The 12,752-nt window shown below is 47.6% G+C and carries 10 protein-coding genes; 7 read left to right on the forward strand and 3 right to left on the reverse strand.

Annotated elements, in window-relative coordinates; translation table 11 throughout:
- Positions 1–23 precede the first annotated feature (23 nt).
- Positions 24–974 carry a DUF808 domain-containing protein gene (locus Q8L79_RS01425; protein WP_305267356.1) on the reverse strand — a complete coding sequence of 317 codons (951 nt, stop codon included), beginning with the start codon at positions 972–974 and terminating at the stop codon, positions 24–26.
- A 122-nt stretch (positions 975–1,096) separates the two neighbouring features.
- Complete coding sequence (locus tag Q8L79_RS01430) at positions 1,097–2,497, reverse strand: MBL fold metallo-hydrolase RNA specificity domain-containing protein (RefSeq protein WP_305267358.1); 1,401 nt, start codon at positions 2,495–2,497, stop codon at positions 1,097–1,099.
- A gap of 462 nt (positions 2,498–2,959) precedes the next feature.
- Here Q8L79_RS01430 and Q8L79_RS01435 point away from each other — a divergent pair, with 462 nt between their 5' ends.
- Positions 2,960–4,717 carry a murein L,D-transpeptidase gene (locus Q8L79_RS01435; RefSeq protein WP_305267360.1) on the forward strand — a complete coding sequence of 586 codons (1,758 nt, stop codon included), beginning with the start codon at positions 2,960–2,962 and terminating at the stop codon, positions 4,715–4,717.
- Between the two features lie 363 nt (positions 4,718–5,080).
- Here Q8L79_RS01435 and Q8L79_RS01440 read toward each other — a convergent pair whose 3' ends face one another.
- Positions 5,081–5,779, reverse strand: coding sequence for a DUF882 domain-containing protein (locus Q8L79_RS01440; RefSeq protein WP_305267362.1), 699 nt, complete (start codon positions 5,777–5,779; stop codon positions 5,081–5,083).
- A gap of 190 nt (positions 5,780–5,969) precedes the next feature.
- Here Q8L79_RS01440 and Q8L79_RS01445 point away from each other — a divergent pair, with 190 nt between their 5' ends.
- The 6 genes from Q8L79_RS01445 to Q8L79_RS01470 all read left to right on the forward strand — a co-directional run bounded on the left by Q8L79_RS01445 (position 5,970) and on the right by Q8L79_RS01470 (position 12,705).
- Positions 5,970–7,214 carry an SLC13 family permease gene (locus Q8L79_RS01445; protein WP_305267364.1) on the forward strand — a complete coding sequence of 415 codons (1,245 nt, stop codon included), beginning with the start codon at positions 5,970–5,972 and terminating at the stop codon, positions 7,212–7,214.
- Between the two features lie 121 nt (positions 7,215–7,335).
- Positions 7,336–8,628 (forward strand): flavohemoglobin expression-modulating QEGLA motif protein, encoded by a 1,293-nt coding sequence (locus Q8L79_RS01450; RefSeq protein ID WP_305267366.1) that lies wholly within the window; start codon positions 7,336–7,338, stop codon positions 8,626–8,628.
- A gap of 130 nt (positions 8,629–8,758) precedes the next feature.
- Positions 8,759–9,178: a hypothetical protein gene (locus Q8L79_RS01455; protein ID WP_305267368.1), complete on the forward strand. Its 420-nt coding sequence runs from the start codon at positions 8,759–8,761 to the stop codon at positions 9,176–9,178.
- Between the two features lie 131 nt (positions 9,179–9,309).
- A complete protein-coding gene (locus tag Q8L79_RS01460) occupies positions 9,310–10,104 on the forward strand; it encodes an RMD1 family protein (protein WP_305267370.1) in 795 nt (264 codons plus the stop codon).
- 16 nt (positions 10,105–10,120) lie between these two features.
- Positions 10,121–10,963 carry a 23S rRNA (adenine(2030)-N(6))-methyltransferase RlmJ gene (locus Q8L79_RS01465; protein ID WP_305267372.1) on the forward strand — a complete coding sequence of 281 codons (843 nt, stop codon included), beginning with the start codon at positions 10,121–10,123 and terminating at the stop codon, positions 10,961–10,963.
- 77 nt (positions 10,964–11,040) lie between these two features.
- The gene (locus Q8L79_RS01470) at positions 11,041–12,705 is read left to right on the forward strand and encodes a glutamine--tRNA ligase/YqeY domain fusion protein (RefSeq protein WP_305267374.1); all 1,665 of its coding nucleotides are present in this window, start codon (positions 11,041–11,043) and stop codon (positions 12,703–12,705) included.
- Positions 12,706–12,752: the final 47 nt, after the last annotated feature.

Here is a 12,752-nt window from a genome sequence, read left to right on the forward strand (position 1 = left end):
TCGTACCCGTCCTACTTGAAATTTTAACGCTTAACTCGAGTATAAACACGTTCCGCTATCGTCACTCCGGCCAACGCAAGCGCACCTGAAACGATGCCTGCGAAGGCATTGAGCAGCGAAAAAGTCAGCGTTTCCAAGATGCCGCCGATGCCGGATACGGCATTGGTGCTTTGCGCAAGAGACTCGATAAAGTGGTGCGCTACGGGAATGCCGTGAGTAATAATCCCGCCGCCCACCATAAACATCGCCGCAGTGCCGACTATCGCCAGCAGCTTCATCAGGTAAGGTGCGCCCTGCAAACAGACTCGGCCGGCTTTATGCTGTATTTTCGTCCATAAATCGACACCCGGCTTTTGGCACAGGTAAAGTCCCGCATCATCCAGCTTTACAATGACTGCCACCAGACCGTATACGCCTATCGTCATAATCAGCGCAATGCCGGAAACTACGGCCACCTTGATCGGAAAAGCCGCAGCTGTCACAGCGCCCAACGTAATGACGATAATTTCTGCGGACAGCACAAAGTCGGTACGAACGGCTCCTTTGATCTTGTTCTGCTCAAACGTAACCAGATCAATTTCAGGATCGGCTACTACCGCCGCCAGCTCGGCCTGATGGACTTCATCTTCTGCATGAGAGTGCAGCAACGGATGCGCCAGCTTTTCAAAGCCCTCAAAACACAAATAAACACCGCCCAGCATCAGCAACGGCATGATCAACCAGGGCGCAATCCAGCTGATCGCCAACGCCGTCGGCACTAAAATCAGCTTGTTTTTCAGCGAGCCTTTCGCTACCGCCCACACCACCGGCAGCTCTCGATCCGCGCGAACACCGGACACCTGCTCGGCATTCAGTGCCAAATCATCACCTAAAACGCCGGTGGTTTTCTTCGCCGCAATCTTGGCCATCAAGGCTACGTCATCCAGGACTGAAGCAATATCATCAAGCAAAACTAAAAGGCTGGTTCCGGCCATATGAGGTTCTTTTATATAAAGGTGATTGAAGAGGTGCCGGTTTTTTTATAGCCAAGCTACTTCAATTGATGATGGTTTATTTCCGTTTTATGTATTTTAGCGCGAGTTGGCTTTCCAGCCATTCAAAGGTTAATCCTCTCCCCGACTTTAGGAACATTCGCATTCCACCCGGTACGCCTGAAGCAGGTCTGCAATGATAACGTGGCCGATTTTTCGCCATGAATCAGATAAAGTCTCGGCCTAGGCTCTTTAAAATGTTCCGCCCACTGCAATAACTGGCTTTGATCGGCGTGGGCGCTTAACGCGCCCAGGGTATGCACCTTGGCGGCGACATTGATTTCAGCGCCCAGGATTTTCAAATGCGACTTTTTGCCGTCGACAATAGCCCGACCCAAAGTACCTTCGGCCTGAAAACCGGCGATGATAATATGCGCATTGCGCCGCCATAAGTTGTATTTAAGGTGGTGGCGGATGCGACCGCCGTTACACATGCCGCTACCGGCAATAATAATCGCGCCGCCGGCAATGCGGTTGACGGCCATTGATTCTTCGGCTGTCTGAGAATAGATCAATCCCGGCAACCAGGCTTGCCAACCGCCAGGCGCAATTTTGGTAAATTCGGGATCATCAATATTGAATAAATGGGTATTTTCAGCGTAGATATTGCTGGCGCTGATCGCCATCGGGCTATCCAGGTAAATCTGTTGCTGCGGCAGTCCGCCCTGACGCTGAATTTTACCCAGCCAGTAAATCAGATCCTGAGTTCTACCTACCGCAAAAGCCGGAATAATGACATTGCCGCCGCTCTCTGCGGCTTCCGCCAATGTTTCGCGTAATTCATCCAGTGTGTTTACCAACGGTTTATGGTCGCGGTCGCCGTAAGTGGATTCAAGCAACAAGACATCGGCTTCGGTTAAAACAGCAGGGTCGCGCAGTAACGGCGAATTCAGGTTGCCCAAATCGCCGGAAAAAACCAGTGTTTTGGTTTTATCTTTATCGTTGATGCGCAAACGCACAATCGATGAACCGAGTATATGTCCCGCTTCATGAAAAGAAATACTTACCTCGGGAAGTATTTTGGTTTCCACGCCATACGCTATCGGCTGACGTAGCGAGAGCAATGTCTTTACGTCCGCCTCTGTATATAAAGGTTCAAGCAGCGGCTTACCGGCACGTTCCCGACGCTTGTTTTCCCATTCGGTATCCCGTAGTTGCAGATGCGCGGCATCCATCAACATCAACTCCAGCAGCGGAAAACTGGCCTCGGTCAGAAATACCGCCCCTTTGAAACCGTCTTTAACCAACTTGGGCAAGCGTCCGCAGTGGTCAAGATGGGCGTGGGACAAAACCACCGCATCAATGCCGGCAGGATCAAAGGGAAAATCGGCTTCATTTTGTTTTTCTGTTTCCCTTGACCCCTGAAACAATCCGCAATCAAGCAATATGCGGCTGGAGTCGGTTTCCAGTAAATAACAGGAGCCGGTAACTTGGCCAGTTGCCCCTAAAAAAGTAAGATTTGCCATCAACTTGCCTTGTAGTGAGTGAAACTCAATAAATGGTGCAGCCGTATCGACACACCGCCATGCCGCTTCTGCATTATACTCCCTCCTGCCTGGAGCGGTTACCCGGGAGGTACGTCCTCATGGATGGGCAGTTAGAATCGCGTCAGGAACAGCGATAGAGAGCACCGACAGCAGGCCCTTTACGACTGCAGGGACAGGAAATGATCCAGTCATTTCTCTGCATTCCCCACATCCCTGTGGGTTATGCAGAAGGTAGAGCAATGCAGGAGCAATTGCCGAGGCGACGCTGGAGCAAGTTGCCGAGGAACAAATATTTATCCGGACAGTCGTCAAATTTCCTCGAACGATGTAGTTGATGTTAAAATTGTATATCAATCAAAAAGACTGATTATCCTATTAAAAAAGTTTTGCAGTAATCCAACTGCAAAACTTAATATCACGAACATTCAGCGAAGAAATAAATTGAAAAAGACCATAAGATACCCTATTCCCCGATTGCTAATATTTCTTTTCTTGGCGCTACCCATACAAGCGTTGTTTGCAGAGGAAATCGTCAATCAGGAACCCGGCATAGCTCAGGAAATTACTGCCATTATTGCGGCAAAACAGCATCCTTACCTGATGCTGTCCAATTTCCCCAATCGTACCGAAGATCTTGAATCCCTCTATAGATTGTCAAACCACCAGCTACTGTGGTTAGGCAATGCGGATGCAGAAAAAAATATCACCGAAGCGCTTAATCTATTAGCGAACGCGGCTATCGACGGTTTAAATCCTAAAAATTACGACGCTGAAGCGCTAAGGCAAAAATCACAGGCAGCCTTAAAACTCAAGCCTGACTCATATAAAGAGTTGGCGCTATACGATACGGCGCTCAGTATATCCTTGCTACGCTTTCTGCATGATTTGAATTATGGCCGGGTCAATCCGCAAGGCATAAACTTTAACTTAAAGTTAAGAGAAAAAAAGCTGATTGATTTACCGCTGCTGATTAAAAACAGCCTGACTCAAAACACCTTACCCCAATTACCGCTGTCGGTTGAACCAAAGTTAAAGCAATACCAAAAGTTAAAACAGGCCTTGGCCAGTTACCGTGAGCTTGCCGTGAAAGCGCCGTCTTTTAAAATGGAGATTAAAGAAACGTTGCGCCCCGGAGGGTCCCATCCGCAAATTCCCGAGTTGCGCCGATTTTTAACTATCATAGGCGACTTGCCTGAAGATAATACGGTTATCGACCCTGAAAAATCATCGCTATACACTGACGCCATTGCTACCGGAGTTAAAAAGTATCAAAAGCGGCATGGAATTACTGCTGATGGCGATATCGGAAAAGGTTCTGTAGCCGCACTCAATGTACCTTTAGGCTACCGGGTAACACAAATCGAATTGGCTATGGAAAGACTGCGCTGGCTACCGGAGCTCAATGTCGGCACATCGATTATTGTTAATATTCCAGCCTTTCAATTATGGGCGTTTGAGGCGATTGATCAGAAAGATGCCAATATAATCAATATGAGGGTCGTTGTCGGTAAGGCTTTAAAGACCCAAACCCCTGTGTTGATGGCGGAAATGCACTTTATCGATTTCATGCCTTATTGGAATGTGCCTTACAGCATCATAAAAAATGAAATATTGCCCAAGTTAATTCAAAACAACAATTATCTTGATAAAGAAAACATGGAAATGGTTTCTGTTTTTCGCGACGGTGAAAAACCTACAGTCCTTAACCAAGAAGCAATGAATCTGCTTAAAGAGGGAAAGTTAAGAGTCAGGCAGCGTCCGGGAAAAAAGAATGCATTGGGCAAGGTCAAGTTTATCTTCCCCAATAAAGATGACGTGTACTTACATGACACCCCTGCAAATGCCTTGTTTAGCAAATCACGGAGAGATTTCAGCCATGGCTGCGTGCGGGTTGCGGATCCACAAAAACTGGCTGAGTTTGCACTTAAAAATCAGGACAGCTGGAACGCCGAAACTATACAACTGGCCATGAACACGCCAAAAATGCAGAGAGTCATATTGAAAAAACCGATACCGGTGTTGTTTTTTTATACCACAGCTTTTTTCGACCAATATGACAATTTAGAGTTTTACCCCGATATTTATGGACATGACGCAGTGCTACTGGAAGCTCTGAGCAAACCGGACGACCTGTCTGACCAATCGCTTTTTATCAGCACCAATTCGACGCAGGAAGCGCCAATCAAGATAATCAAGTAGAGACGCAACATTTGTTACAAGAAACGCGGTAACTGCGGATGGTTGGATGAATAAAATATTGCATAACGCCATGGATGGCGTGCAGTAGAACACTAAATGCAGGCGCTTTACGACTGCACGGGGGCAAGGCCGGTAGAATCGCATTCGGAACAGCGATAGAGAGTAATGCAGGGCAATATCTCTATCTTGATAGCTGTAATTAAATCGCTTGATTTAAAACCGTATGCAGGAGCTATTGCCCAGAGGCGGTATAGGAGAAATTAACGAGGACGCGAAGTTTTATTCCTGAACTTCGTGGGTCTTATGTCTTAAGTTGCTACGAAGCTTACATCCCGCTCTTCGTGTCTTCCGGATAGGGTCGGTTTATCCGGCCCAGGTTCTTACGCTACCGGTATCCAAATGCACAAAATTGGACCTTCCGTAATAACCGACACCGCCACGTTGCATGGCCAGTGCTGCATTTCTAATCCTTCTGGTATCCAAGCCTTCAATGCGAATGTCAATCGCCCTGCCCTCCATGTGCAGACTATTTTTAGCGACGCCATCGCTGTGTTTACGCAAGTCGGCATTGGTAGCGGGTGATCGATAACCGGAAACGATATGAAAGGGCTTCCTGACTTCGAGAGAATGTTTCAAGTCATACAGCTGATCCAGTAATGCCGGATCAATGGGGTGAACGGTACCGTCATGATAGTCACGAAATAAATGATTAATTTCGTGGAGCGCGTCTTTGATATAACGCCCCTGCTCAAAGTAAGTCAGATTTAACCGGTCACCGGTATGCGTGTTATGCAAAGCCAGCATCTTATGCGAGGGCGAGTTCCGATTAAATATGCTGGAGGTGTGTACCGTGGGTGAAAACTTGTGTGAGGAAAGGTGTTGGTGTAGCGTTTCATGAACACGCGTCTTATGGTTGGACGAGTGCGGGGCAAGTACCGTGTGTGAAGCTATATGTTTAACTTTAGCGTTTGCGACGCCGACGCCTCCAGCCATCAGCAAGGAACCATAAGCCATATTTTTCAGAAATTTTCGTCGTGATGAAATAATGTCGCTTTCATTCATAGTGGGTTGCGCTCTTGTTCATGCTCTATATGTGTATTAATCCAGATGGCCTCATTCTCATCATTTAATCTTAAATTAGCCTTAAGGGGCTTTAAATATTTCATACAAAAAATGCTGCTCCAGCACTGCGCGCGCAACCTAATAAATATTCAAGACAGTCTATAAAAAATCACCCATTATCAGGAACAAAATGAATATACCGATACTGACGCTAATTGCGGTATTCGCTTTGATAGCCGTGCGTAAAATCGGCCATTTTAATATCAAGATCTGGCAATCAATGACCTGCGGAGCGCTGCTGGTACTGGCTACCGGCGAGATTAGCGGACCCGACGCCCTAAAGGCTATCGATTTTAATGTCATGCTGTTTCTGTTCGGCATGTTTGTCGTCGGTCAGGCGCTGGTCGCCAGCGGCTATCTGTATGCCCTCGCCTATCATTTGTTTAACCGGATGACATCCGTGCCGCAACTGGTTTGCGGCATTTTATTCGGTGCGGCCGTGAGCTCTGCGCTGCTGATGAACGATACCCTCGCCATCATAGGCACGCCGCTGGTGTTGCGCCTGGCTCGGGAGCACAACATCAACAGCAGGTTGCTGCTATTAACGCTGGCTTATGCCATTACCATCGGCAGCGTGATGAGCCCTATTGGCAATCCCCAGAACTTTCTGATTGCCAGCCAAGGTGGATTATCCGCGCCTTTCCTGACTTTTTTTAAGGCGCTTGCTATCCTCCCTACACTGCTTAACTTAATTGTCACTTATCTGATTTTACGGCTGTTTTATCGGCAACAATTCATAACCGCTATGCCGCTTACCCATAACCCGGTCAAACTATTAGATAAAAAACTGGCCAAACTGGCCCAAGCCTCCTTGTTTTTGTTGATCGGATTGATAACGCTCAACATCATTCTGTCCGCCATACACAGCACGGTGCAGCTTAAATTAAGCCATATCGCCCTTATCGCGGCCCTGCCGCCGGTCTTGTTCAGCTCTGCCCGCTTGCACTTATTAAAAAGTCTGGACTGGTCAACCTTGCTGTTTTTCGCGGCCATGTTTGTGTTAATGTCCAGCGTCTGGCAAACCGGCATCATGCAACAACAGGTTACTGAATTACACATGGATCTGACGACCATTCCGGCTATCATGCTGCTCAGCGCCTCGCTCAGCCAGCTGATTTCGAATGTACCCCTGGTAGCGCTGTATCTGCCGATGCTGACTAATCCGAGCCCCGAATCGCTGATGGCCCTGGCAGCCGGCAGCACTATCGCAGGTAACCTGCTGATTTTGGGCGCCGCCAGTAATGTGATTATTATTCAGCATGCCGAAAAGCATGAAGCCACCCTCGGTTTTTTTGAATTTGCCCGTGTCGGAATTCCCTTGGGCTTTGTCAATCTGTTGATATACTGGATATGGTTTCAGTATGGGTACGGCTGATCCGGATTTCTTATTTACCGCGAAAGTCACGAAAAACCACATAAAACTTCGTGATCTTCGTGCCCTTCGTGGTGAATGATTTTTCTTACCTACAACACTGCAACGCTAATGGACGACACTCATGCGCAAAAAAGCCGTTAAACCCTCCGCTTATCTGACCGAAGTCAAAACGCTGTCGGATCGGATCGTCAAAGCTCAACAGCCGATCCGCATACTCGACGCCATCAAATGGGATGACAATATCAAACAGGCTTTTTTTGACGGCAACTGCAAAAAGTCGCCGATAGTCACGCCGGATTATTATCAAAAACGTCCTCTGGGCTTTGACCCAAACGAAAAGAAACACGAGTTTTACCAGATTGAGCGCGATTTAATGCGCAAGCTCGGCCAGCTCAACCCGCTCAGCGTGATCATGCGACGAATTTGCAAGGAATATCTGGACGTAGTACGCATGTTGGAGGCCAGAGGAAAGCCGACCTTCTCCAATATTTCCCAGGAATTATACGGCTCATCCCAGGACGTTTTTCATGTCGGCGACCCGACCATTGCCGATCTGGGCAGCATGATGGAAGGCACCCTGTCGCAACTGCTGAAACTTGATTTCCTGGTCGAAGAACCCAAAACCATCAACGCAAAGGATGCCGTAGCCATCCTTAATGAAAAAATAGAGGCTGTATTCCCCGGCGATGGCCTGCGCGCCATGCTCAGCGACGGTATCGTCGCCGATGCCGCCGCCGGCACCGATTACATCAAATTGCGCGCCGATGCGTTGTTCAACATGCGCGACCTGCGCGTGCTTGAAGTTCACGAAATATGGGTGCATCTGGGCACGACCCTGAACGGCTTGGCCCAGCCTTATTGCACTTTTCTCGGCAAAGGACCGCCATCCGCAACCGTCACTCAGGAAGGGTTAGCGGTATTGATGGAAATATTAACCTTCAGCTCCACACCCAACCGGCTAATGCGCCTGATCAACCGGGTGCGCGCCATCACGCTGGCCGAAGAAGGCGCGGACTTCCTGGACATATTCGATTTCTTTAAGGATAAAGGACTGGACAACGAAGAAAGCTATATGCTCAGCAGCCGGGTTTTTAGAGGCAGCAGCTCTGACGGCATGCCGTTTACCAAGGACCTGACCTATATCAAAGGCTTCGTGCTGACTTATAACTTCATGCGTCTGGCGGTCAACAAAGGTAAACCGGATCGTATCCCCTTGCTGTTTTGCGGCAAAACCATGATCGAAGATATGAAAGTATTAGTCGATCTGGTTGAAGAAGGTACGGTGATATCGCCACGCTTTTTGCCGCCGCAGTTCAAAGACCTGATGGGGCTTTCATCCTGGCTGAGTTTCAGCCGCTTCATGTCGTCAATGAATTTCCGTCAGCTGGAGCAGGACTATTCCAATGTTTTATGATGCAGCGTCATTTATGCATATAATTAGCCGTGTAGGGGCGATTTAGCCTAAATACTTTTGCATTTTAATAGCGTAACAAGAGTTCGCCTGATACTGATCGCGACCCAGATAATAATTAAAAGGTAATCCTATGAAAACACCCAGACTACTAGCCCTCTTTTTTATAGTTTCTTGCTTTAACGTCAGCGCAGGTCATGCTGCAGAGCATCATAGCGGACACGGTGCAAGCACCGGTGGTGGCGGTGGCGAGAATGCCTGCTTAAAACCGCAGCTGACCAAGTTTTTGCCTGCCAACATGGCAACCGTTGCTCCGGGATCGGCGTTCTCTTTTCTGGCGTTCAATGTGGAGAAACCCGAGCAAATAAAAGTCACCGTAAAAACACTCCCCGTTGAAGTAACTACGGAAGATAAAGATACTTTTTATCTGGTAAAAGGAAAATTACCTGCCGAGTTGGTTAACACAACAGCAAGGATCAACATCAAGGTGAATGCAAAAGTCTCAAGATGCAATGGCGAGAACGGCTGGCTGGTAAAAATTGCAGAAAAATAGTCGCTATTTTCAGTTGTATCAACAGAGACCTGTTCCGATAGCGCCCTGCTGATACATCAATTGACAGGGTTAGAATAAAAGCTCGTCAATACCTCCGCGCCATACTCCATATTAACTTTTGAGAGCACTCTATGTCTGAAAATCAGTTCATTAAAAATTGTGTAGCTTATTGTCTGGCTCAGAGTTTTGATATTAGCGCATTAGCAGGACTGCTATCAGACTCAACGCTGATACGGATTATTAAAGGCGCATTATTGATTGAGGATGATCAATCCTGGTCGGTTATCTTTGCTTATGGCGCTGTTGTGCACTGGAATGTCAGCTTGGAACAGCAGTCTAAACTACATCAGTTATTATTGGATCATGCAGAAAATCCGCTGACTTCCCCGGAGGAAGACAACTTCACTTTTACTCTCGATTGTCCAGGCACACGCATTATTGAAGATCATATTGAAATCGAGTCTTCGGATCCCATTTTGATTTTTGCATTATCGCAAGGCATGGCGCAATCGATTAAACTAGCCTCTTTTGAAACCAACGCCCTCACCACCATCAACAACACCAGCTATATTCCCAAGTCATTGGCTGAAAACGGAAAAATCAAGTTAAGTCGCCATAAAATCGCAAAAATACGAGGGCAATTGTTTTTAACCAAAAGCGACATTATTTTGAATTATGATTTGCTGGATACGCCTGATTTCTTTTGGGAATATCCCGAATATGAAGCCTTTTACGGGGTCACCGCAAAATACCTGGAAATAGCTCAACGAACCGACGTATTGTCAAAAAAGCTAGAAACCATCCATGAATTATTTGAAATGCTGGCAGACGAGCAAAAACATAGACATTCATCAATACTGGAATGGATTATTATTTGGCTGATTGCTTTTGAAATAGGCATGACGATATTCGACAAAGTACTCTAAAAAAATAAAACTCATCATGCTCAGCTACCGACACTCCTTTCATGCAGGCAATTTTGCCGACGTTTTAAAACATATTATCCTGATACAAAACCTTGAATACTTAACAAAAAAAGACAAGCCTTTCTGCTGCATCGATACTCATGCGGGCCCCGGAAAATACGAGCTGGACGGTGAATACGCATTAAAAACCCGTGAATTTGAAAACGGCATAACCAAGTTATGGCAACGCAATGACTTACCTGACTGCGTTGCCCGCTATGTCAGCCTTATCAAGCGCTTTAACAGCCCGGACAAATTAACCCGTTATCCCGGCTCGCCGTTAATCACCAAACAATTACTGCGCGACAAAGACCGCCTGTGTTTATTCGAATTGCATAACACCGAAATAAAGCTATTAACCTCCGAAGCCAATAAAGACAAGCGCATCAACGTCTTTCATGCCGATGGTTTAACAGACTGCTTAAAATTATTGCCACCGTTCGAGCGCCGGGGACTGGTATTGATTGATCCTTCTTATGAAATAAAAAGCGATTACAAACAGGTTGTCGAAACCCTGGCCGCCATGCATAAACGCTTTGCCACAGGGACTTATGCACTTTGGTACCCGGTCATTGACCGCAGTCGCAACCAGAAACTGGAGCGGGCCATCCAAGCCAGCGGCATCAACAATGTGCAGTTATTTGAGCTGGGAATACGCGCGGACAGCAACGAACACGGCATGACCGCCAGCGGCATGATCGTCATCAATCCACCTTGGACTTTAGCGGCTGAGATGAAACAGGTTTTACCTTGGCTGGCCGATGTTTTAGGCGATAACGGCGAAGGTTTTTACCGGATAGAGACGCTGGTTGCCGAATAGCTCCGCAGCAATCATTCAATGTATAATTACAACTTTTGACACACAAATCCTCTTCAATAACGCATCCAACACAGACAATGTCCACAAACGATAACCAACCTGCGTCAAACTTTATCCGCCAGATCATTGCCAATGATCTCAACGACAACAAAAACAACGGCAAAGTTGTCACCCGCTTTCCCCCAGAGCCTAATGGCTATCTGCATATCGGTCATGCAAAATCGATCTGCCTGAATTTTGGCATCGCCGCCGAAAATAACGGCGCTTGTAATCTTCGTTTTGACGACACCAATCCCGAAAAAGAAAGCGATGAGTATGTGGAATCAATCAAGCGCGACGTACACTGGCTGGGCTTTGAGTGGTCGGAATTGCGTCACGCGTCGGATTATTTTGAACAGCTTTACAACTACGCCGTGCAACTGATCGAACAAGGCCAAGCCTATGTCGACAGCTTGTCCGCCGAACAAATCAGGGAATATCGCGGCACCCTGACCGAACCCGGCAAGGAGAGCCCTGACCGTAGCCGCCCGATAGCGGAAAATATCGATTTATTTAAACGCATGCGCGCCGGTGAATTCGCCGACGGCCAATATGTGCTGCGCGCCAAAATCGACATGGCCTCCCCCAATATCAACATGCGCGACCCGGCGTTGTACCGGATTCGCCGCGTGCATCACCAACGTACCGGCAACGACTGGTGCATCTATCCGATGTACGATTACACCCACTGCATTTCCGACGCGCTGGAAGGCATCACTCATTCGCTGTGTACGCTGGAATTTGAAGACCATCGCCCGCTTTACGACTGGGTGCTGGATCAACTCAAAACGCCCAGCCATCCGCAACAAATAGAGTTCGCAAGATTGCAACTGGAATACACCATCGTCAGCAAACGTAAACTCAACCAGTTGGTCACGGAAAAACACGTCAACGGCTGGGACGACCCACGTATGCCGACTATCGCCGGTTTGCGCCGCGCAGGTTTTACGCCTAAATCGATACGCGATTTTTGCGAGCGCATCGGCCTGACCAAGCAAAATTCATGGATAGAAATGGGCGTGCTGGAATACTGCATCCGCGAAGATTTAAACGACAATGCCCCCAGAGCCATGGCGGTTTTACAGCCGTTGCGCGTAGTCATCGACAATTATTCTGAAGATCAAACCGAACAGCTTGAAGTCGGTAATCACCCGCAAAAGCCTGAGCTTGGCAAACGTATAGTGCCCTTTTCCAAAGTCATTTTGATTGAACAGGATGACTTTGCCGAAGTACCGCCGCCGAAATTCAAGCGCTTGATAGCAGGCGGCGAAGTCCGCTTGCGCGGTTCTTACGTCATCCAGTGCAACGAAATCGTCAAAGATGCTGACGGCAATATTACCGAACTGCGTTGCAGCTACGACCCCGACACGCTGGGCAAAAATCCCGAAGGACGTAAAGTCAAAGGCGTAATCCACTGGGTTTCCGAGCCACACTCGCAACCTGCAGAACTGCGTTTATATAACCGCTTATTCAGCGTGCCTAACCCTGACAATGAAGAAAACTTCCTGGATGCCATAAACCCCGATTCATTGGAAGTTCTGACCGATTGCAGAGTGGAAGCCAGTTTGGCTAGTCCGCAACCGGAAAGCCGCTACCAGTTTGAACGAACCGGCTATTTCTGCTTTGACGCCATAGACAGCGTTAATGGCAAACTGGTCTTTAACCGCACCGTGACCTTGCGGGATAACTGGGAAAAAGACTAATCAACCGGCAACATAATCAAATATCAGTATTTAATTTATTTACCACG

The organism is Methylobacter sp. (assembly GCF_030680395.1).
Lineage (GTDB): Bacteria > Pseudomonadota > Gammaproteobacteria > Methylococcales > Methylomonadaceae > Methylobacter_A.